The organism is Desulfosporosinus fructosivorans (assembly GCF_004766045.1).
Taxonomy (GTDB): domain Bacteria; phylum Bacillota; class Desulfitobacteriia; order Desulfitobacteriales; family Desulfitobacteriaceae; genus Desulfosporosinus; species Desulfosporosinus fructosivorans.
In genome coordinates, this window is sequence record NZ_SPQQ01000005.1 from 37,786 (window position 1) to 58,799 (window position 21,014).

Below are 21,014 nucleotides of genomic sequence, written 5' to 3' on the forward strand. Positions count from 1 at the left end.
TAATTAAATAATTCTCGACCTAATTTTTGAAGATATAGTATCAATACAGGCTACTGTAATGATAATTATTATAAGGATTGTGGAAACATCTTGATATTTGAACAGACGCATGGCAACCATCAGTTCAAAGCCTATTCCACCTGCACCCACCATACCGAGAATAAAAGCATGTCTGACATTAGATTCTAGCCTGTATAAACTGTAAGTGATAATTTCAGGCATAATCTGTGGTACAATCGACCATCTGATCGTCTTGAATATTCCAGATCCGGTTGATTCCAGAGCTTCTCTTGGACCAGGTTCAATATTCTCAATGGCTTCTGCATAAAGCTTTCCAAGCTCACCACATGAGTACACGGTCAAGGCCAAAACCCCAGGGAATGTGCCTAAGCCTACCGCCGCCACAAAGATCAGCGCCCATATCATATCTGGCAGAGAGCGAAGAATACTTAACAATATTCGAGAGATTGAGTAAACAACATAATTGGAACCAAATAAATTCCTTGCTGCTCCAATTGAAAGAACCAAGCTGATGACGGCAGCCATTATAGTTCCCCAGACTGCAACCTCAACTGTGACTAGAATGGCTTTAAACAATCGAGGCAGAATCGTTAAATCGGGAGGAAACAACTTAATGAAAAAATGGATAAGGTTGGGAATACCCTCAACGAACTTAACTGGGCTTATCGATATATCATTGTAGCTATACCCCAACAAAGCTAGAATAAGCAATACTAGCAAACTCTTAAGAATCCATGCCAAATTTTTGCTGAATGTGTTCATGCTACCCCACAGTGCCATTCATTGTATTTTGGCTTAGGTTACCGTAGTGATCTCCTTGACTATTGTAAATCCTGTCAATATCACCCTTAGTAAGTTGGCCATGCTTTCGGTCGATCTCTATCTTTCCGTCCAATAGGGCAATAATTCGATCTCCATAAGCTTTGGCCAGATCAATTTGATGTAGGCTAATTAACACAGTAATTCCTTCTTTTTGATTGATTTTCTTAAGTAGTTCCAAAATACCGCCTGCAGTCACCGGGTCCAAGCTTGCTATAGGTTCGTCTGCTAAAATAATCTGCGGGTTTTGCGCCAACGCGCGGGCAATGCCAACCCTCTGTTTCTGACCACCGCTTAACTTGTCTGCCCGTTGATTTCCGAACTCTTCAAGGCCCACTTCTTTAAGTAGTGATAATGCCCTGGCCTTTTCCTCATCGGTAAATATTCCGAGCATGGCTCTATGAAAAGGCATTTCTGGAAGCATTCCGCAGATCACATTTTCCAACGCAGTCAATCTGTTGACCAAATTATACTCTTGAAAAATCATGGCTGTTTTTCTCCTTATTTTACGCATTGTGGCGTTATCTTTTTTAAGAAGAATACCACATACAGAAAGAGTACCGGCATACGGTAGAACCAAACCATTAATACACCTTAACAGGGTGGATTTGCCCATGCCGCTTTTTCCTAATATGATACAGAAATCGGATTTCGGAATTGTCAGGTCTACGCCCTTCAAAATAGCTTCATTGGTGCCTTTATAAGTCTGGTATACGTTCTTAAACGAGATTGCACTCTCTTGTTTTATCATAATTTCGGTTTCAACCCCGAAACCTCAAATGCTTTTCTGACCAAATCATATGATTTGTCATCAGCACTGTTAAATTTAGCAAAACCGGTACCTTCTAAGCTTGTTGCCAATTCACCAGTGCTATCGAAAAATGCAGCCTTCAGCTTATCCTTTACGTCCTGGGGAAGATCTTTCCGGTAGGTAATGGGATCTTCAGGGATCTCCACAGACTCAAATACAGTCTTAATTTCATTCTCGGCAACTATACCGCTCTTGATAAATCCTGGAAGTTTTCTACTTGAAATCACGGCTACATCGACTTGTTTGTTTTTGACTGCCAAAAGACATGCATCATGGCTGCCAGAATAGATGAGTTGTTTAAAATACTCATCCGGTTTATATCCTTGCTGAACAAGCGAATATCTTCCGAAAATATGACCCGATGTTGATGCGGGATCTGTAAATGCAATGCTTTTTCCGCTCATGTCAGCCAGGCCGTTAATTTGAGAGTCGGTTCTTGTGATAAAAATGCTCCGATATGGAACAGTTCCTTCTGCTTGAACAGCAGAAGCAAAAGCCTCTACCCCACTTTTCACAACATCGGTGGCAAGTACATATTCAGAGGGTCCAAACCATGCTACATCCAGCTGCCCTGAGTTAAGTGCCTCAACAACCGCTGTGTAATCAGCTCCCACAAACGGTTCAACTTGCAAGCCTGTTTTTTTGCTCAAGTAACTAACGAATTGCTGATACTTTAGAAGAACGGCAGCAGAATCTTCATCCGGAGAAAGACCAATACGAATTTTCTTAATTGCCTCAGTTGACTTTGTCTGTTCTTTAATCGCACTTTGCGATTGTCCACATCCTGTCACCAATATGGATAGACTTAATACTACTAATACTAGTTTTTTCAAAATACCGAACTTACTCAATCTAAATACCTCCTAAAATTCTATTTGCTTACATCAATAATTATATCAAAGTTATATTTTCTTTAGATTATAGGGGTGTTAATTAATGATTAATCATATACTACTTATAGATAGAAAGTATTAATATTATTAATACCTTCTATTTATAAGTGCTTGTTTTTCTATTTATTGTAGAAACATTGAATTACTAGAAATATAATGCTAGGATAATGTCATAATATAGTTCCCCTATCGAGAACGGAAGGCGGGCGTTTTCTTGGATTATAAGCAATTAGAGGCCTTTGAGGCACTATTGAAATATGGAACATACTCTAAAGCTGCCAAAGCAATCTATATAAGTCAGCCCGCTATGACCGTAAGAATCCAATCGCTTGAAAAGTTTTTAGACATTCCCCTCTTCAAACGTAACGGGCATAAATATACTCTTACTGTTGCTGGGACAGTCTTTAGTAACTACGTAAGAGACATTTTTAATTTACATAAAGAAAGTTTGCAAGCAATTAATGAACTAAAAGGTTTGACTTCGGGTAGTTTGAGAATAGGTGCCAGTTCTTTCAGCACCTATGTCATCCACTCAATGATTAAGAATTTCAAAGAGAGTTTTCCAGGAGTACATCTCTCTTTTTATATTACAAATACCACTTCCGCTATACAGGACTTGATTGACAATAAGATTGAGCTTGCTATCATTGCATCTTCCTACGATGCGAACCAATTCAAGGCAATCGTTATCGGTTATGATACTTTGATTTGGGCGGCGGCCTCAGACATGCCCATTAGCAATTGCCAGCAAATAACTAGAGAAGAATTGGAAAAACAATGCTTTATTATTCGTGAGCCAGGTTCAAACACCCGAATGCAGTTTGATAACTGGTGTAACCAGAATGGCTTCTATCCTAAAAATTGTCTGGTCATGAGCCAGACAGAAGCCATTCGCAGAGCAGTTATGAATAATCTCGGTATTTCATTAATCTCCAGTTATATTTTTAGTGATGAAATCGATAATCGGAAGATTAAAATAATAAATGTCAGTGATATACCTATCGAGCGTCCTATCAGCATTGTCATGTCAAAGAACTACTCAGAGGATACTCTAACTCAGGCTTTTATCATCTTCGCCAAAAGCTATTTTAAATGCAAGTAATGTATCTAAAGAATGATAGCTCTAGTAATGATTGTTTTTCCCATTATGTAGATTTCCCTCTTCATTCTAGAGTATTTTACCATTAAGAGTTTGGAGTGATTAAGATGGTACCAAGACCAAAAGAAGTTAAGCCATTGAACAACTTCAGTTTGCAAGTGCTTTTTGATAACGGAGAGACGAAGATTTATAATATGTCAAAGCTAATTGAGGCGCCGTTTTATAGAAACCTTCCTTACTGAGGTTGCGACTCGAAGTCCATCTGAACGAAAACAAGGTGCCTCCGCGCATATGCGAAGCACCTTGTTTATTCATATACTGGTAGTAAGGGTGAATTAAACCTTCACCGACTTCTTCATCACAATTGTATTCCAAACAACTCTCAGGATTTCAGAAAATAGATAAGAGGAGCATAAGCTCCTCCTTAACTTACAAATTAATTCTTGTAATTTGTAAGTGTAGCGATGGCAGATTGTATTGCTCCTTCTACGGAATTGAGAGTATCTTGAATTTGTTGCTTATTTTCGGGAGGTTTTTCTGAGTTTCTGAGCCCATTATTCAAACATTTTCTTGCATTTGAAAGTTGATTCGTTGCATCTGCAATATGTTGTTTCGCATTTTTCGTTTTCATTCAATTATTCCGCCTCAGTTTATAATATTTTTGTGTACATCAATATCAACATATCATCACCAGTGGTGATATGTTGATATTGAAACAATTCTGTCTCGATGCTAACGCGTTTGCGCGCTGGCATTGAGGGCAACAGACTGTTTGTCCCCTTATTTGCGGGCTTCTTGGTGAAGGGAAATATCGACCATACAATCAAATAATTCAGCCATTCTTTTTGAGTCAACCAGATATTTTCATGAGCAGAACCCGTTTACTAAGTGGAATATCTGCAGGGAAGCCTTCCCTCGAGCATTCCCGAACACTGTAGTTCAAATTCGGATTCGAATCCGAATTTGAGGAGGTAAGCTGTCCGGCTCCGTACTCTTAGAAGATACTCATCAGTTTATTGGCCCTGCTCTGGGAGAAATCGACCGACTCCTCCAGCCACTTGCCCCATTCTCCATAATAAGTTGGTGTCAGGCACCAAGGTCCGTCCCCTTTGGCAGAAAAGCGAATTGCAGACAAAAAATTGCCCCACACTTCTATAGTGTAGGGGATAGCTTTTTCTGATTCGACAGGCACCGGTGCTCCTAGGGTCCCTTATAGGGAGCAGACCCCTCCCTCGATCAGTAGTCTCAATCTTTTAGCACTTTAACTTCGTCTTCCGTCATACCTGTTGCTTTAGCTATCTTAGTTGGCCGCCGCCATCAAAGTGCCCGCCAATGCTTTGGTGGCCTCAGTGACCCGCTATAACGAGCTCGTGGACAAAGGCAAGGATGAAGACTTTGAGAAGAGACACCTCGACGCCAAGATCGCGACCGCGCCCTTCCACGCCGTCAAATGGGGTATCCAGAAGCACAACACCCTCGGCGGTGTGACCATCAACCCCAAGGCACAGGTGGTGGACTGGGATCTCGCACCCATCCTCGGCCTGTATGCTGCCGGCGAGAGCGCGGGCAACATGGACCTCATCGGCCTGGCAGAGCCCATCGTTTTTGGACGCATTGCCGGCATGACGATTGCACGTGAGGCGTAGGAGCCTCATGAAAAAGACATCTATGAAGAAAGTACCGGATACCAAGGCGATCACCGTTGTTATAACTCTGGCCATGCTGCTTGCCCTGACTGCCCTCCTCTTCGGCTGTGCGTCCAGCACCGCCAACAGCTCGGGCAAAAACACAGGCACGAATGGCACTCCCCGGAAATCCCTGCGAAAGACCCGTATGCTGTCTCGTTCACCTGGGAAGCCAGTGCTGATTGCAGCGTGTGTCATAAAAAGGAACAAAATTTCAACTAATCGTCGCATATACAGCCCCTGCTAAAGGATTCCCTTCCGAAGTGCAGCGAATCAAGTTGACAAGGTAGGTTAAAAAGTCTTTATACTCTTCCATAAAGATTTTCCCAACGGTCTCGAACGTCAGTAATGAAATATGGATTTCTAGGTAGTTGTTCCATCTGCCAACTCTCAGAGAATCAGGAAGATCAAGGATTTGAAGATTGCGTACATTCTTAGTGTTTGCAATTTCAAGAATTTCTGCCGCTGTTGCGCACTTGTCGATCGCATTTAACGTGCGCTGCGCATGCTCGCTGTTAAACTTGGATTGTTTAAAAAATTGGATTTGCTTCGCTAAGAACTCGCTTAGATTCTGTTTTATCTCTTCATGGTTGAGCACAAAGACCAATTCATTTTCTGTATCTTGTCTACTATAAAGGATACAATCCAACATGTTGGTCATTCCCTGAAGGAGTTCCGATTCTGATATTTTGTGGTCGGCTATAAGCTTGCGACTAATCTTTACTTTGTAACACAAACCAATATATAAGTACTGCCCCATAATACCATCTCCTCACAATCAAGACTTTCGAAAATTTACATATATTTCAATCATACCATTCTTACACTGGTAGGTGAAAGCTCCATATTTTTTAATTCTTTTGCGTACTTCTTGAATTTTCACTCTAGAAATGCTCCTTCCCTATTGACATTCCCCCTGGGCCCATTATTTAATGCCAAATAATTTAAAGAAGGGGAATGATATTAATTCCACTTGAAACGGCGGTCACCGAAACTGACTGTTTTTGCTCGTATCAAACCGCCCAAATCAACTTCAGTTGCTCAACAACGTTGGCTAAATCCTTTTGGCTCTTCAAATTCTGAATGATAACCGATATTGCTCACTCAGTCCTTCCGACAAGTTAGTGATTCTATATGTAATCAATCAGCTACTCTTTGTCGCTCACCGGAAGGTCGGCTTCCAAGGTATTGCCTACTTCTTACGTTGTCTTCCTCCAGCCTTACCCATATGTGTGCTCGTTTCATATTATACAATCTATGGGTAGAGAAACAATGAGACAGGTCCGTTGTTTTACCCCTGCTTTCTCTTACAATCGTCATAACTGCTTTAGATTGCCTTATTCGTCTTCATCAGAATCAATGGTATCTCGCAGCACTTATTTTTCCGCTTATTGCTACCTGGGCTACAATCCATATGGAGGTACTTGAGGCACTATGGAAGTCCGTTCAGAAGACTGGGGAGTATTTTACCATTAAGGGTTTGGAGTGATTAAGATGGTACCAAGACCAAAAGAAGTTAAGCCATTGAACAACTTCAGCTTGCAAGTGCTTTTTGATAACGGTGAGACGAAGATTTATGATATGTCAAAGCTAATTGAGGAGCCATTTTATCGGAAATTAAAAAATAAGCATATGTTTAATACTGTTAAAGTGAGTGATATCACTTTAGAATGGGCATCTGGCGAGGATATATGCCCCGATGAGCTCTATAATAACAGTAAAAATGCATAAAGTGTCAATGCTTATAGCCGCTATTATTGTCGAACAAGGAGATCGCCCTGGTTAAAGTTGATGGTGAGGTCACGATCAAGAAATTTCACCGGCTCGATTTTGAGGTAAGGCTGAAACCGGCCAATAGTTCCATGAAGGATATCGTAATTAGTGATCTCGCTAAGATAAGAATTCTCGGTAAAGTGGTAGGGGTAATATCAGCCGAAGAGGCAAAGCAAAATATGCGTTATGAGTTTAACGGGCCGAACGAGTAAGGCTTTATTTTTGGTTCTATTTGTGGAAATATTTCCGCGTTCTAACCGGCACGCAGCCGGTTTTTTTATGATCTTAATGGTTTTACATTTAAATAGGCAAGAACTAGGTAAATATTGTCCCATTGCTTTCAGGGTTTTTTGAGTTCCCAAAAACCCTGAAAGCCGCATGAATACTGCAATGGGACATGAAATATGAAATTGTTCAATTTGTCCCATTGGTTTTGAGCTAAATTACCCTTGTTTTTAGTAAAAAGCAACGCTGTTTGCATGCCTCGTTACTTTTACGTTAGCCCTTAAGCTTGGTCCCGATCCTTCACTGCCTTCTGCAGTTCTCGAACGGACATGTTTTCGATATCCATCTCCGCGATAAACTGCTCCCGTTCTTCTTCCGGGACCGCGAGAAGGATGAGCGCCTGAGAATAGGTCATGTTTGGCAGTCGCTGCGTTTGTCCGCCGGCGTTGAGGGCAGCAGGCTGTTTGTCCCTATAGGCATCAAAGACGAGCAGAAATCTTTGGGCCGTTCTCTCCGACTCCTCCAGCCACTTCAGCCATTCTCCATGCTGAAGCATCTCTTTGGCCTCCTTCAGCCGCCGCCCAACCTCGACGGCGTTGTTAAGTACTACTTTTTCGGTTTGCTCTTTAATCATATTAATTTCAGCCGCGATGACGAGCGGCGTGCGTTCTGTTATCAAATCACTCATGATTATTGCCAATCCCTTCTTGTACTTTATTCACATCTTATGGGATTGGCTTGAAAAGCGTGACAGCCTCCTCTAAACGGCTTGTCCCAAATACGAAAACGTTGTCGTATTTGGGACAAGCTTGGGCCAGCCCACATTAAACTTTAAAGCTATTAATTGTTTCCAGCAGTTTTTCCTGTGTTTCTCTGTCAACAATCTGCTTTTCAACGATCTCAGGCTCCTCAAGCTTGACGCCTGTCATTTCTTCGCTCATAAGCCATAATCGTTTTGCCATTTCTCGATCAGCAGCCCAAGGAAGTACACCTGTTAGCTGTTGCCCCATTCCTTGTAAGGCAAAGTCAGAAATCGCTTCTGCGATATCACAGTCAAGGCAATAAACGCCTCCTTTATCATCCAAAAGCGGACTGGTCGCACACCAAACACTCGTTGCAGCACCTTGCGCAGTTGTTTTGTACTCTCCGCCAATTGCAAGCTCTTGGGATGATAAAAATCTTGCCAACTCCGTATCAATTCGTCCCGGATGTACAGAAAAAGCACGAATTCCGTCCGCATATCCACGTTTATCAAGTTCTACAGCGAATAAAGCATTAGCAGATTTGGCTTGACCGTAAGCTTTCCATTTATCGTATTCGCGCTTATCAAAGTTAGGATCGTCGAAGTCAACTCCACCAAAGCGAACTCCCGTCGAGGACAGTGAGACAACACGAGCATTTTCAGCCTTCTTCAAAGCAGACCATAGACGCAAGGTCAATTGGAAGTGTCCCAAGTGATTCGTCGCAAATTGCGATTCGTATCCACGAGAATCTCGAACCAATGGTGGAGCCATGATACCTGCGTTAGCAATCAAAATATTTAACGCTCTACCTGTATCCAGAAATTTTTGTGCGAACACATCAATTGAATTCGGGTCCATCAAATCGAGGGTTTCCACTTCTACACCCGCAATGTCCTCAGTTGCGGCTTTTGCCTGCTCCACCGAACGAGCACCTACGATGACAGTAGCTCCTGCTGCAGACAGCGCACGAGTAGCTTCAAGTCCAATACCTGAATGTCCACCAGTAACAATAACAACTTTCCCGCTAAGATCAATATCTTTAACAACCTCCAACGCAGTTGTATGTGAATCAAAGCCGGATGAAATTGGGATCTGTGGGGTTATTTTGTACTCATTGTTTGTTGCCATAATTTGATACCTCCATAATAGTAGTTTTTAGTAATTAGGTGACAAATCGTTTAGAAAAAGTAGCACGTTACTGTGCTCTTATCTTGGGAATTTTAATCCGATTAATCCTTCGCTAAGCTGCCAAAGGCGTTCTGCAAGGATAGGATCAATTGCCCAGGTGCATACGCCATCAGGAATCTCGGCTGCATCATTCGCTTCCACAATGTTGGCGATATCAACATTCTCACAATATACGCCGCCCAATCCATCCAGCTGTCTGCTTGTCGCACACCATACGGACGTTGCTGCGCCTTGCACAGCAGTTTTGAATTTAAAGAATGTTTTGGCTGTGGACAGTTCATCCTCGGACATATAACGAATCAAATTGCTCATTACAGCGCCAGGATGTACGGCAAAGGCTCGAACGCCATCTGCGTATCCCCATCGATCAAGAGCAACAGCAAACAAGGAAGTAGCCGATTTTGACTGTCCATATGCTTGCTGTTTGTTATATTCGTGCCGTTCATAGTTCGGATCGTCGAAATCAACACCTCCAAAACGAATTCCCGAGGAAGAAAGAGATACAACACGTGCTCCGTTTGCCCGCTTTAATGCTGGCCAAAGGCGTGCGGTCAATTGGAAATGTCCCAAATGATTGGTCGCAAATTGTGACTCGTATCCTCGAGAATCCCTCGTTAACGGCGGACTCATAATACCTGCATTATTGATCAGAATATGGAGAGGTTTATCCTGAGCCAAAAAACGTTCCGCAAAAGAATCAATTGAAGCCGGATTGATAAGATCAAGCTCCTCAACTTCAACCCTAGGTATTCCCGCAACTGCAGTGCTGGCTGCCTGCAATGAGCGCGCAGGAACAACTACCGAAGCACCTGCGTTTGCCAATGCTCGCGTCGTCTCCAGCCCAACGCCAGAATATCCGCCAGTTACAATTGCCACTTTGCCAGTCAAATCCACTCCTGCAATGACTTCCTGCGCAGTCGTTTCTTTCCCGAATCCGGACGATATAAGTTCTTGCGCAGTTACTTTATAAGCACTGTTTTCGTGCAATATGAATTCCTCCTAACAATCACCATTTTTTTCGCTAAGCTAATAAACTTAACGAATAATGAGAGTATAGCACGCGTCCTATACAAAGTAAACAATATATATATATTGTGTCTATTTAGTATGTTTTGTTTGAATCTCTTGAGATTTATTGTATAATAATCCAATTGAATAGATAAGTAATTGATAATGCACCTGTCGGGTAACCCACATTTACTTGGCTACAAACTTATTATACGAGGAGAAATGAATAATATGGACATCTCTCTGAAGATGAAAACATACGACGCTAAGACAAAACTACTAAAAAAATTAATTGAGTCTGTCATTAGAGATGGTTTTCAACACTTGCGAATGGACGACATTACTAAATATATGGATGTAAGTCGAGCAACAATGTACAAATATTTTTCTTCTAAAGAAGATGTTATTAGTGGCGTAGTGAGCATTTTCATTGACTACATCGAACGATTAGAGGTACATTGTGATAACGAAGAAGAAGTTTATTTCGGCATATGTTTTCAGCAACTATTCGAACAATCGGTATCTCTCATAGAGTACATTACCGATTCGTTTACAAAAGATTTGCAAACCGCTTACCCAGACTTGCATAAAACCCTTATGGTAGCTTTACAGAAACGAGATCAACAATCGCTTCTATTTTACAGACTTGGGAAAGAGCGTGGAATTTTCAACCCAATCAACGAAACGTTTATTTTGTTGCAGGACGTTTTGTTGCTGCGCGAAATAACAAGTGTGAAATACTTACTTTCCAACCAAATCACAATACAAAATGTGTTATATGATTATTATCAGTTCAAAAAAATACAGCTTTTTATAACCGATAAACTTTCACTAGTGGATGATTCTAACATAGATAGCGTCATTGACAGGCTGGCAGAAAAATTTAATCCGATGCTCTTGTAGCCAATATCTCAGACCCAATAGCTGGTTGATTTTACTATTTTCATTTCCTCGATTTTCGCCCCGAAAAGTTATGTTTTAGGCTGGATCATTCAATTCATTAAGATCAGGTCTCGTGAAAATACGAGACTTGATCTTTTATTATTCAACCTAGTTGACAATACACGCGCATACGGATGCGTTAGTTCAACAACACCTTGTAGACAAAAGACGCTTTGTCAGCCAGGCTAGCTATAACGCCTGCTTACTTTTTTTCAAAAACCGGACGTGCCGAATTACAAAAACGCAAGTTATTATCCTGCTGAGTTACCTGTCGAATTTACAACTCTATTACAATGTTGGCTTAAGGGGCATGTTAAGATAGGAGTTGAGGTGATTTTATGGCCCACATTCTCATCGTTGAGGATGAAAAATCTATCAATGATCTGATTGCTATGAATCTTGAGTTAGTAGGACATACCAGCCAACAGGCCTACGCAGGCCATGAGGCGCTGGAATACTTAACGCAGAATATGTATTCACTCATCATCCTGGACATCATGCTGCCTGGCATAGATGGGTTCACCCTGATGCAATCTGTTCCTGAAAACACGCCGGTTATTTTCCTCACTGCTATGGGAAATCTAGCGGATAGAGTCAAAGGGCTTAAGTTGGGTGCCGACGATTATATCGTCAAACCCTTTGAAACGATTGAACTGCTGGCCCGTATCGAAGCCGTGCTGCGCCGTACCCATCGCTCCATACATACTTTTTCACTCGATAATACGGTTATCAATCTGGAAAGTAGGGTAGTTTCTGTGAACGGCAGCGAAATTGAGGTGACCCTGCGAGAATTCGAATTATTGGAAATCCTCATTAAGAACAAAAATATAGCACTATCTCGCGAAAAGCTACTTAAACTAGCCTGGAATTATGACTACTTTGGGGAAACACGAACCGTCGATGTGCACATTCAAAAACTGCGTAAGAAGCTTAATTGGGAAGACAGAATTAAGACCGTCTATAAATTAGGGTATCGCCTGGAGGTAGACTCGTGAAATTTTGGCAAAAAACTTTTTTAGGAATTTTAGCGGTCTTCATCTTAGCCATTAATATCTGTCTCTATCTAACGTCCAATTATAGCTTCTCTCTCAACCTGAAGAGCGAGACTGACCGAGCGCTAGGAGAGTATCAATTTATTACAAATGGTGTTTATGCGACCATGGACAGTATTTACTACCGTGAACAGGCCCAGCCAACGCCCTCTTCCATACAAAGCCTAATGCGCTCCTATGCTGACTACTATAAACAGCAAAACGTCTTCTTTGAACTAAAGCAGTCCAATCAAATATTATTTACCAATATCCCTTCCAGTGCCAAATCCGATAGCACCGGAGACCTTACCAAAAATACTTACACAATTAAAGTGCTGAACAGGGACGGAGTCCACTTCCTGTATATCGTTGGCAGCCTTGGCGGTCAATACAAAGATTATACGCTTACCTACGTACGCGACCTGTCTGAGCTGTATAATAATCACTCCCAGCTCACCCGCTATTTGATCAGCATTAGTGCCTTGGTCGAAATAATCCTGACCTTGGTATTGTTGCTGCTACTAAGGAGGCTCACCCTTCCTATCAGAATCATGCAAAAGGCTACCCATAAAATAGCCGGCGGAGTCTACGACGAACGAATCTATATACCCGGCAAGGATGAATTTCATGAGCTAGCCGAAAACTTTAATCAAATGACTTCGAGCATTCAAGAGAAGATTAATGAGCTTGACAAAAATGCTCAGGATAAACAACGTCTGATCGATAATCTGGCCCATGAGTTAAGAACACCGCTTACAGCCATTCGAGGCTATGCCGAATATCTGCAAAGTGCCAAAACCACTGAGCCCAATCGCCTAAAAGCAGCTGCTTATATTATCAGTGAAATTGACCGCATGAAAAATCTGGCCTTTAAGTTGCTGGATTTAGCCCTTGTCCGCAACAGCAAGTTGGATCTTCAGGAGCTCAGCCCTTGGGAATTGCTGAACCAGGTCAAAGTCGCTTCGGAATCCAAATTGAAAGAGAAGAGCCAAACCTTAACCATCGATTCCACCTTAGATAAACTAAGGGGAGACTCTATTCTTCTGCAGTCCCTGCTTCTGAACCTGATTGACAATGCTGCCAAGGCTTCTGCCGAAAACTCTACCATTAGGCTTTTAGCTTATTTTGATTCCTTCCCCATCCTTGAAGTCAGAGATTCAGGCTGTGGCATGGACGCAGAACAGGCCTCGTTGGTCTGCGAACCCTTTTATAGAGTGGACCAAGCTCGTTCACGCAGCTCAGGCGGTGTTGGTCTGGGATTGTCGCTTTGCCGAGAGATTGCCCAGCTACATGGCGGGGAACTGAGAATCAGCTCTTATCCCGGAAAAGGAACTACAGTGCAGATAGTATTTACGACTTCATTACAACTTGCTGAAAACTCCCTGATGCCTAAGGATGTATGATTGGTCTGTAGCTACAAACTATTAAAAAAGGAGTTTTGAAATGTTTAAGTTGATGCCACAAGTCAAAAAGATCTGGATCTATGGTGCAGCCGCCGGGATTATTATCGCCAGCAGTTCCACCATGGCCTACGCTCTCAATAACAACATACCGGAAAATGCCTCCGCAAGTGTCGTTTCCTCTGCGAACGTCCCAAAAGAGAATAATCAAGCTCCAGCTTCCAACGTAAAAATCACAGCCGAATACAACGTTGTTGATCAATCCAAGATTACTCCTGATTTAGAACATACCAAAGCACTGCTTACAGATAAGTTAAGCGTAAGCGGCAAAGACATCACCCCAGAGCAGGTCGAGGAAAAATCCAAACTCTATCTTGCCAATACGATTCCTGGTGACAAAGATATTTCAGCAGAGCAAGCTGCTGCATATGCTGCAACAATCCTAAAAAAGGCTTATGGAGTGAACTTTACAGGTTATACAGCTGATACAAGCTTTTCTAGAAGCACTGTGCCAAACTCCGATAACTGGACAGTCATCTTCCACGCTCCCAACGAAGACAAGAGTTCTAAAAGATATCTTGCCTCCGTAAATTCTGTAAGCGGATCAATGCTTAATGCCAGTTTATATGACTTTACTGATTCTGAAGTTGACAGTAAAAATGTGCAAGATCCCGAGTGGATGAAAACGGCCGAAGCAGATATCGCCAAATTAATGCCGGAAAATGTTTCAATAACCAGCAGCAAAGTCGTTGCAGCAACCCCGTTAATCGGCGTCATGGTTGTTAGCGAATTATCCGACGGTTCGGCCTGTGCAGTTCGTTTGTCAGGTGAAAACAAAGAAGCCGTAGCCTATCAATACTTCCCGAATGGCTACGACGGAAGTTGGGATTATCACCCGGTAACAGCTAATGGTGTCGGATAATTGCAGTCAAGTGCATGGGAATTTGCGCTTTTAATGGTCAAGAATGGATTCGTATACAGTCCGTAACTTTTGAAGCCACCGTTAGTGAACGGTGGCTTCAACTTGGAAAGTTCCCCTTTCAGGCAGCATGTCAATCCCTTGCTTCTCCCTCAATACCTCCTGCTTGTCCTCGCAGAAATCGGCCTTCCTTTTTCCCCTGTCATTATCCTATTCAAGATATGAAAGTGGGTAAGCGGTGGAACAAATAGCGTGGTACAAAAAATTCGCCCTGATTTTCAACTTATTGAAAATTGAGGGCGAATTTAACGTTCTTAGAAAAATCCTTCACTAGCAACATCCTTGATGTATTTATACTGTTTACGGACCAACCTCTTGAACTGGGCATCCGATAGATCATCGTACTTATTGGTTCCTTCTTCTACTAGATAGAAAATTCTTAGTTCTTCCATATTACACTTCAATCTTGATAAATATCGCTCATACATTCCTGACGCTCAGGCTCTCATTCTGGGCTTGAGCTTTCTTATGCCTTACTTTGGATAATTTGCTATCCATAATGGGAAGCTAACCTTTATTTAGTAATTCCTAAATTGGGAGTTGATTCTATGCCTTTTCTTCAAATGGTTGAATGCTATAAGCGGTATAACATGGGCAACACAACTATTGTAGCCAATAACGGAATTAGTTTTGAAATTGAAAAGGGCGAATTTGTGGTGATTGTCGGCCCTTCCGGCGCCGGCAAATCGACGGTACTCAATATCCTCGGGGGTATGGATACCTGTGACGAGGGCCAGGTGTTGATTGACGGCAAGGATATTGCCAAATTCACAGGCAGAGAGCTGACCACCTACAGGCGGCTGGACATCGGCTTTGTGTTCCAGTTTTATAACCTGGTGCCCAATTTGACGACTCTGGAAAATGTGGAGCTGTCAGCGCAAATTGTACCTAATGCCAAAGATGCCAAAACGGTCTTGGAAAGTGTCGGCCTCGGCGATCGTCTGGATAATTTCCCTGCTCAGCTTTCCGGGGGAGAGCAGCAGCGGGTAGCTATTGCACGAGCACTGGCCAAAAACCCGAAAATGCTCCTGGCAGATGAACCGACAGGGGCCTTGGATTATAAGACTGGTAAGGCGATTCTGAAGCTTTTACAGAATACCTGCAAGGACACAGGGACAACGGTTATTGTGATCACGCATAACCAGGCGATTGCACCGATCGCCGACCGGGTGATTGAGATCAACGACGCTAAGGTTAGAAAAATAACGGTCAATGATCGTCCTGTTTCCATCGATGCTATTGAATGGTAGGTGGTATTGTTCATGCGTAAAAAAGCCTTAAACAAGGATATTTTCAAGGAATTCACAAAATCGCGCACGCGCTTTCTGTCGATCATGTTGATGATCGCCTTGGGTTCGTTTATCTTTGTCGGGATGTATGTGACGGGACCCACCATGCGCAACACGGTGCTCACCTATGCGGACAAGTATCATCTCGAAGATTTGACAGTGACGTCTCCGCTAGGTCTGGCAATGGAAGACGAGCAGATTCTAGCCTCTGTTTCGGGGGTTGAAACCTTGGATTACAGCTATCGCACTGATTTGATGAAGCGCGATTCGGACGTGATTGTCCGCGCCGAGTCCAGGGGAAGGCTACCGGACTACGAGATCCTCGAGGGCAGGCTGCCCCAGGAGTCGAACGAGCTCGCTCTGGATGGGATGATGCGGGAAAAGGGCTACAAAATCGGCGACCACATCTCATTTGTCCCTGAAAAAGTGCGGAACAGTTACGCTTTAAAAAATTATGATTTTATCATTGTCGGCTTTGTGAACTCGCCCGAATATTTGATGCCGCTGGAGAAGGGCACGTCCTCCATCGGCGATGGAGTTGTGGACTGCTTCGCGGTGATTGCGAAAGAGAATTTCACTCTGGAAAACATCAGCTTAGCGAGGCTGGACTTCAGCGACGTCAAAGGACTCAACACCTATTCTGACGAGTATAAGGAGAAGATGAAGACTCACAGTGACGAAGTGGAACAGGCTTTCGCTTCACGGCCGGAAATCAAGCTTGAGCAGTATCGCAAGGAAGGAACCGCTGAAATTTCTCAAGCGCAGTTGGAAATCACTGACGCGGAACAACAAATGCGAGACGCGAAAATAAAATTGGATGACGCCAGAGCCCAGCTGGAGAATGCCTGGGCTGATTACCGAGACGGAAAGGCCACTTTTGAAACTAAGATCCGCGAAGCGCAGGCGAAGATCACCTCTGGGCAGGAAGAGCTATTGGCTTCAAGGGCCCAGCTCGACGACGGCTATGCCAAGTTCAGTGACGGGAAAAAGAAACTGGCTGATTCCCGAGCGGAATTCGCCGACTCACAGGCCAAGCTCGCCAACGCCAAGGTGCAGCTTGAAGACGGACAGGCGCAGCTGAATGCCGCTCAGAAAACTATTGATGACGGCCGAGTGGAGCTTGCCGCAAAAACGACCGAGCTGAACGACGGGCTGGCTATACTCAACAGTGGGCTGAGTCAGATCAGCGCCAGCCTGACCAAGATCGATGCCGGATTAGCACAGATTGCGATTGGACTGCCCCAGATCGCAGTGGGGCTGCAGCAGGCCGAGGCCAGCATGGCGTCCCTTGATGATGGGATAGCCCAGATTGATAGGCAGCTGCTCGATGTCGACCAGAGCTTAGATTCGGTAAACGCCTCTCTCGCCACTATCGAGAAGAGCCTTGCGTCGATTGACGAGCAACTAGACAGTGTCAACCGCAACATCGCGGATTTGACCGCCCAGCGTGTTGCTCTGTCTGCGCGCCAAGATGAGCTGAAAGCCATCCTTGCGCACAGTCCGGAACCTAACCCCGTGGCGCAAGCCGAGCTGGACTCGATCCCAGGAAAAATCGCTGCGATTGACACAGAGCTTGCCCCACTCAAACAACAAACTTCCGATCTGACCCCTAAAAAGACGGACTTAGTGAATCAGCAGACCGCTCTCAACGCTCAAAAGGCGCCGCTACTGCAGACGAAGGCGGGACTTGAACAGAGCCGAGCGGAGCTTATGGCACAAAAACCGCAGTTGGCAGCGACAAAAACGTCTCTGCTGGCCCAACAGACAGATCTGTTGAACAAACAGGATCAAGCTGTGAACAAAAAAGCGGAGCTTCAGGCGCAGTACAGTGCCCTGCTTGCTCAGCAGAAAACAGCCCTCGACTCTCTTGCACTACTGAGCGATGCGAGAGACAAGCTCAACGACGGCCAGCAGACGCTGGATAAGCAGAAGGCCGAGTTTAACGCCCAGAAAGCGGACTATGAGGACGGGCTTATCCAGCTGGAAGAGGGCCGCGTCAAGCTTGCAGACGGCGAGGCCAAGCTTGAAAAAGCACGTGCGGAGCTGGCCGGCGGCCAGGCAAAGTACGACGACGGCGCGGCCCAGCTCGAAGAGGCTAGGGCAACACTGGCGACGGAGCGGGCAAAGGTCGAGGGCGAACTGAAGGTTGCCTACCAAAAGCTACTCGATGGCGAAGCCGACTATGAGCAAGGGCGCTTGGAGTATATTAACAAGCTGCCCGAGGCCCAGAAAGAGATCGAGCAGGGCAAAACCGAGCTCAGTAAAGCCAAAAATCAGCTCGCCCGGCTCAAGGTGCCCGACTACACCATCCACGACCGCTACAAGAATATGGGCTTTTACCAGATCATCCAAAATTCCGAGAGCATGGACCTGCTGTCCCTTTTCTTTCCGGTGTTCTTTTTCCTGATCGCTCTATTGGTTTCGCTGACCACTATGACGCGCATGGTGGACGAACAGCGCCTGCAAATCGGCACGATGAAAGCCCTCGGCTATTCAGACTGGGACGTCATCAAAAAATATCTGGCCTATGGAAGCCTCGCCAGCCTGATCGGAAGCTTGATTGGCATTGCTGGGGGGCAGAAAATACTAATGCCGATTATCTTCGATGCCTATTCTTCGAGTTTCCTCTTTAAGCAGGAGCTCCCCCTGCTCTCGCCCGTCTTCAGCGTAATCGCCGTATTAATCAGCTTACTCTGCACGGGGTTTGTCGCCTTTCTGACAACCCGAGCTTCGCTGAAGAACAATGTCTCGGTGCTGCTCAGGCCCAAAGCGCCGAAGGTTGGGAACCGCATTCTTCTGGAGCGCTTCACGCCGCTATGGCGACGCCTGTCCTTCAATTACAAGGTTACGGCCCGGAATATTTTTCGCTATAAAAAGCGGATGCTGATGACGATTATTGGGGTGGCCGGGTGTACCGCTCTGATTTTCATGGGCTTCGGAATCCGCGATTCGGTCGGTTCGCTTTTTTTCAAGCAGTACAGCGATCTTTTCCGCTATGATACCGTTGTTATCTTTGATGAGAATGCCGCAACGGAGGATCTAACGGCCTTCAGCGACGAGCTCAAGAGCGACAGGCGCATCGCCGGACTTTATCCGGCGCGGTTTGAACAGGGCATCGTCCAGATACCTGGCAAGCTCGACCAGACAGTCGCGGTCGTCGTGCCCGAGGATGAGGCGGCATTTCGCAGCATCAATCAACTGCGGGAGCGCACAAGTAAGCTACCTATTCCCTTGGTGGACGGCGCGGTCATCACGGAGAAGATCTCCGTTCTTCTCGGACTGAGCGTGGGAGAGAAGCTCGAGTTTAAGGACAACGATGGCACGTTTAAAACCATTGAGATCGCGGGGATAACGGAGAACTACGCTGGCCACTATCTGTATTTACCCGCGGGTTATTACGAAGAAATATTCGGTAAAACGTACCGCGTCAACAGTGATTATCTTTTGCTTCAGGACAACAGCGCCGAAAGCGTCAGCCTCTTTTCCAGAAGCATGCTGGAGAAAGAAGTCGTGCTGAGTACAGTGAATACCAATGTCGCCGGCGATGCGATCGGGAATCTGACCAATTCTTTAAACATCGTAGTGCTGGTCTTAGTTTTAGTCTCTTCGCTACTGGCTGTTGTGGTGCTCTACAACCTGACAAACATCAACGTTTCCGAGCGGATACGCGAATTGTCCACCATTATGGTGTTGGGCTTTTATCCCAGCGAGGTGACGGCCTATGTTTACCGTGAAACCATGATCCTGACCACAATTGGAATATTTATCGGCTTCGTATTTGGGTTGCTCCTGCATGGCTTCATCGTCACCACGCTACCGCCTGAGAGTGTGCTGATGGACCCTGCGGTTAAGCTGACCAGTTATATTCTAGCCGCGGGGTTTACCCTCGCCTTTTCTCTTGTCGTCATGCTGATTATGCATAGGCGGCTCAAAGGTATTAACATGGTTGAAGCACTGAAAGCAGTGGAATGAGTCATAAGCAGTCATTATGAAACGCCTCAGCCGAAGCCTCATATCTCCCCTAATCCACTTGCTCCACCAATAAAAATATCGCCGCCACCAATGTTCGCTTTAAATCATTAATATAACTCGAGGAGAATAGAGAAGGAAATCCTGGGTTTGTGGTGGCCAAGTGGGTAAAGGGCTGATGAAATTGCCGAGTCAAGTTCCCCAAAAAGGAAGGGGTTGTCGCAGTAAGACAGCCCCTTCCTTTTTGACAAGCATTTATTTTAAGGTCTATCCACTCCAAGGTACTCCTTAATGGCTGCCTGGGTAATCTGTGAAAAGTTCACTCCTTGTTTTTCAGCAAGTTCCTTTAACCAAGCCGGTAACGTTATATTTGTCTTTACGGACCGATTATCCATCTCATTCTTCACGACTTCTGGAAACACGGCAATAGGAGCAATTATAGATCCTACAGGAGTGTCCTCAAAAGGCGGCTGCGTGGGAGTTGGAATTATGTCCCCGTCTTTCTCCATACCCCAAAGATGTAGCCCCAAAGCTTCTATTGCCATAGCCTGAGCGTGCTGAAAATCATCGCCTATTGAAATACATCCCGGTAGATCTGGAAAATACACACCAAATGCCCCATGGGTAGACGGTTCAAAAATAGCAAAATAAGTTAATTTACGCAAGTTAATCACCTCTAAAAGATTATTTATTTAAGAGCAGGGTGCGGGCGTAATCGAGTAGGAGGCTACCCATTATTTGAGTAGCGACCTCTCACACCACCACTCATTATAAATGCACATCTCCACCTGCTTTAGATTGCCTTAATTCGTCTTCATCAGAATCAATGGTATCTCGCAGCACTTATTTTTTCGTTTATTGCTGCCTGAGCTACAATCCATATGGAGGAACTTGAGGCACTATGGAGGTACTCTCAGGCAATTAACACCGTTAATCTATGGACGGTCCCCTTTGGCGAAAAAGCGAATTGCGGACAAAAGATCGCCCCACACTTCCATAGTGTAGGGGCTAGCTTTTTCTGATTGCCTGAGTTCCTGATTGGTCATTCCCTCGATATCCATATCGATGATGAATTGCGCCCGTTCCTCCTTTGGGATGCCTAAAAGATTATGAGTTCAGCGGGCTTCTTCTTTATTGTC

General features: G+C 44.5%; 20 protein-coding genes and 2 pseudogenes. 10 read left to right on the forward strand and 12 right to left on the reverse strand.

The genetic code is table 11. The annotated features are described in order from the left end of the window. Positions 1 to 3: 3 nt before the first annotated feature. The 3 genes from phnE to E4K67_RS14710 are packed head-to-tail and all read right to left on the reverse strand — an operon-like array spanning position 4 to position 2,502. The gene (phnE, locus tag E4K67_RS14700; RefSeq protein ID WP_135548017.1) at positions 4 to 783 is read right to left on the reverse strand and encodes a phosphonate ABC transporter, permease protein PhnE; all 780 of its coding nucleotides are present in this window, start codon (positions 781 to 783) and stop codon (positions 4 to 6) included. Between the two features lies 1 nt (position 784). Next, positions 785 to 1,591, reverse strand: a complete 807-nt coding sequence (gene phnC / locus E4K67_RS14705) for a phosphonate ABC transporter ATP-binding protein (protein WP_135548019.1) — start codon at positions 1,589 to 1,591, stop codon at positions 785 to 787. Beyond that, entirely contained in the window at positions 1,588 to 2,502 is a 915-nt protein-coding gene (locus tag E4K67_RS14710; protein WP_135548021.1) for a phosphate/phosphite/phosphonate ABC transporter substrate-binding protein, read from the reverse strand. Before E4K67_RS14710 ends, phnC begins: the two co-directional genes overlap by 4 nt. Positions 2,503 to 2,758: 256 nt before the next feature. Here E4K67_RS14710 and E4K67_RS14715 point away from each other — a divergent pair, with 256 nt between their 5' ends. Then, entirely contained in the window at positions 2,759 to 3,646 is an 888-nt protein-coding gene (locus E4K67_RS14715) for a LysR family transcriptional regulator (RefSeq protein WP_135548023.1), read from the forward strand. 433 nt (positions 3,647 to 4,079) lie between these two features. Here the strand turns inward: E4K67_RS14715 and E4K67_RS14725 are convergent, their stop codons facing one another. After that, the gene (locus tag E4K67_RS14725; protein ID WP_135548027.1) at positions 4,080 to 4,274 is read right to left on the reverse strand and encodes a hypothetical protein; all 195 of its coding nucleotides are present in this window, start codon (positions 4,272 to 4,274) and stop codon (positions 4,080 to 4,082) included. A 300-nt stretch (positions 4,275 to 4,574) separates the two neighbouring features. Next, positions 4,575 to 4,718 (reverse strand): annotated as a pseudogene (locus tag E4K67_RS30665) (DUF3102 domain-containing protein); the annotation flags it as partial. Positions 4,719 to 4,965: 247 nt separating this feature from the next. Between E4K67_RS30665 and E4K67_RS14735 the strand changes: the two are divergent. After that, positions 4,966 to 5,289 carry an FAD-binding protein gene (locus E4K67_RS14735; protein ID WP_274594882.1) on the forward strand — a complete coding sequence of 108 codons (324 nt, stop codon included), beginning with the start codon at positions 4,966 to 4,968 and terminating at the stop codon, positions 5,287 to 5,289. A 253-nt stretch (positions 5,290 to 5,542) separates the two neighbouring features. Here the strand turns inward: E4K67_RS14735 and E4K67_RS14740 are convergent, their stop codons facing one another. Then, positions 5,543 to 6,088, reverse strand: a complete 546-nt coding sequence (locus E4K67_RS14740) for a hypothetical protein (RefSeq protein WP_135548029.1) — start codon at positions 6,086 to 6,088, stop codon at positions 5,543 to 5,545. 734 nt (positions 6,089 to 6,822) lie between these two features. On the opposite strand from E4K67_RS14740, the gene E4K67_RS14750 reads away from it, so the two are divergent. Then, complete coding sequence (locus E4K67_RS14750; RefSeq protein WP_073030641.1) at positions 6,823 to 7,059, forward strand: DUF2442 domain-containing protein; 237 nt, start codon at positions 6,823 to 6,825, stop codon at positions 7,057 to 7,059. Between the two features lie 26 nt (positions 7,060 to 7,085). After that, positions 7,086 to 7,313, forward strand: coding sequence for a LexA family protein (locus E4K67_RS14755; RefSeq protein WP_135548031.1), 228 nt, complete (start codon positions 7,086 to 7,088; stop codon positions 7,311 to 7,313). Positions 7,314 to 7,606: 293 nt separating this feature from the next. Here the strand turns inward: E4K67_RS14755 and E4K67_RS14760 are convergent, their stop codons facing one another. The 3 genes from E4K67_RS14760 to E4K67_RS14770 form a co-directional block, all read right to left on the reverse strand. Continuing rightward, positions 7,607 to 8,014 carry a DUF3102 domain-containing protein gene (locus E4K67_RS14760; RefSeq protein WP_135548033.1) on the reverse strand — a complete coding sequence of 136 codons (408 nt, stop codon included), beginning with the start codon at positions 8,012 to 8,014 and terminating at the stop codon, positions 7,607 to 7,609. 136 nt (positions 8,015 to 8,150) lie between these two features. After that, positions 8,151 to 9,197, reverse strand: coding sequence for an SDR family NAD(P)-dependent oxidoreductase (locus tag E4K67_RS14765; RefSeq protein WP_243454482.1), 1,047 nt, complete (start codon positions 9,195 to 9,197; stop codon positions 8,151 to 8,153). Between the two features lie 78 nt (positions 9,198 to 9,275). After that, positions 9,276 to 10,244 carry an SDR family NAD(P)-dependent oxidoreductase gene (locus tag E4K67_RS14770; protein WP_135548035.1) on the reverse strand — a complete coding sequence of 323 codons (969 nt, stop codon included), beginning with the start codon at positions 10,242 to 10,244 and terminating at the stop codon, positions 9,276 to 9,278. A 252-nt stretch (positions 10,245 to 10,496) separates the two neighbouring features. On the opposite strand from E4K67_RS14770, the gene E4K67_RS14775 reads away from it, so the two are divergent. The 4 genes from E4K67_RS14775 (at position 10,497) to E4K67_RS14790 (ending at position 14,560) form a co-directional block, all read left to right on the forward strand. After that, positions 10,497 to 11,168 (forward strand): TetR/AcrR family transcriptional regulator, encoded by a 672-nt coding sequence (locus E4K67_RS14775; RefSeq protein WP_135548037.1) that lies wholly within the window; start codon positions 10,497 to 10,499, stop codon positions 11,166 to 11,168. Between the two features lie 377 nt (positions 11,169 to 11,545). Beyond that, entirely contained in the window at positions 11,546 to 12,202 is a 657-nt protein-coding gene (locus E4K67_RS14780; RefSeq protein ID WP_135548039.1) for a response regulator transcription factor, read from the forward strand. Beyond that, a complete protein-coding gene (locus E4K67_RS14785) occupies positions 12,199 to 13,641 on the forward strand; it encodes a sensor histidine kinase (protein WP_135548041.1) in 1,443 nt (480 codons plus the stop codon). The genes E4K67_RS14780 and E4K67_RS14785 overlap by 4 nt, the downstream gene beginning before the upstream one ends. A 40-nt stretch (positions 13,642 to 13,681) precedes the next feature. After that, the gene (locus tag E4K67_RS14790) at positions 13,682 to 14,560 is read left to right on the forward strand and encodes a hypothetical protein (protein ID WP_135548043.1); all 879 of its coding nucleotides are present in this window, start codon (positions 13,682 to 13,684) and stop codon (positions 14,558 to 14,560) included. 311 nt (positions 14,561 to 14,871) lie between these two features. Here the strand turns inward: E4K67_RS14790 and E4K67_RS29760 are convergent, their stop codons facing one another. Further along, on the reverse strand, positions 14,872 to 15,009 hold the full coding sequence (locus E4K67_RS29760; protein WP_158408480.1) for a hypothetical protein: 138 nt from the start codon (positions 15,007 to 15,009) through the stop codon (positions 14,872 to 14,874). 156 nt (positions 15,010 to 15,165) lie between these two features. On the opposite strand from E4K67_RS29760, the gene E4K67_RS14795 reads away from it, so the two are divergent. Then, complete coding sequence (locus E4K67_RS14795) at positions 15,166 to 15,867, forward strand: ABC transporter ATP-binding protein (RefSeq protein ID WP_135548576.1); 702 nt, start codon at positions 15,166 to 15,168, stop codon at positions 15,865 to 15,867. Positions 15,868 to 15,879: 12 nt separating this feature from the next. Next, positions 15,880 to 19,878, forward strand: a complete 3,999-nt coding sequence (locus E4K67_RS14800) for an FtsX-like permease family protein (protein ID WP_135548045.1) — start codon at positions 15,880 to 15,882, stop codon at positions 19,876 to 19,878. A gap of 257 nt (positions 19,879 to 20,135) precedes the next feature. Here the strand turns inward: E4K67_RS14800 and E4K67_RS14805 are convergent, their stop codons facing one another. Both E4K67_RS14805 and E4K67_RS14810 read right to left on the reverse strand, forming a co-directional pair. Beyond that, positions 20,136 to 20,540 carry a type II toxin-antitoxin system HicB family antitoxin gene (locus tag E4K67_RS14805; RefSeq protein WP_135548047.1) on the reverse strand — a complete coding sequence of 135 codons (405 nt, stop codon included), beginning with the start codon at positions 20,538 to 20,540 and terminating at the stop codon, positions 20,136 to 20,138. A gap of 348 nt (positions 20,541 to 20,888) precedes the next feature. Then, a pseudogene (locus E4K67_RS14810) lies at positions 20,889 to 20,981 on the reverse strand (DUF3102 domain-containing protein); the annotation flags it as partial. Between the last annotated feature and the right edge of the window lie 33 nt (positions 20,982 to 21,014).

Bases quoted from the DNA above. Each gene is read 5' to 3' on its own strand.
- E4K67_RS14800 (WP_135548045.1), top strand. From the start codon at position 15,880: ATGCGTAAAAAAGCCTTAAACAAGGATATTTTCAAGGAATTCACAAAA.
- E4K67_RS14725 (WP_135548027.1), bottom strand. From the start codon at position 4,274: ATGAAAACGAAAAATGCGAAACAACATATTGCAGATGCAACGAATCAA.
- E4K67_RS14780 (WP_135548039.1), top strand. From the start codon at position 11,546: ATGGCCCACATTCTCATCGTTGAGGATGAAAAATCTATCAATGATCTG.
- E4K67_RS14760 (WP_135548033.1), bottom strand. From the start codon at position 8,014: ATGAGTGATTTGATAACAGAACGCACGCCGCTCGTCATCGCGGCTGAA.
- E4K67_RS14775 (WP_135548037.1), top strand. From the start codon at position 10,497: ATGGACATCTCTCTGAAGATGAAAACATACGACGCTAAGACAAAACTA.
- E4K67_RS14750 (WP_073030641.1), top strand. From the start codon at position 6,823: ATGGTACCAAGACCAAAAGAAGTTAAGCCATTGAACAACTTCAGCTTG.
- phnE (WP_135548017.1), bottom strand. From the start codon at position 783: ATGAACACATTCAGCAAAAATTTGGCATGGATTCTTAAGAGTTTGCTA.
- E4K67_RS29760 (WP_158408480.1), bottom strand. From the start codon at position 15,009: ATGGAAGAACTAAGAATTTTCTATCTAGTAGAAGAAGGAACCAATAAG.
- E4K67_RS14790 (WP_135548043.1), top strand. From the start codon at position 13,682: ATGTTTAAGTTGATGCCACAAGTCAAAAAGATCTGGATCTATGGTGCA.
- E4K67_RS14740 (WP_135548029.1), bottom strand. From the start codon at position 6,088: ATGGGGCAGTACTTATATATTGGTTTGTGTTACAAAGTAAAGATTAGT.
- phnC (WP_135548019.1), bottom strand. From the start codon at position 1,591: ATGATAAAACAAGAGAGTGCAATCTCGTTTAAGAACGTATACCAGACT.
- E4K67_RS14795 (WP_135548576.1), top strand. From the start codon at position 15,166: ATGCCTTTTCTTCAAATGGTTGAATGCTATAAGCGGTATAACATGGGC.
- E4K67_RS14765 (WP_243454482.1), bottom strand. From the start codon at position 9,197: ATGGCAACAAACAATGAGTACAAAATAACCCCACAGATCCCAATTTCA.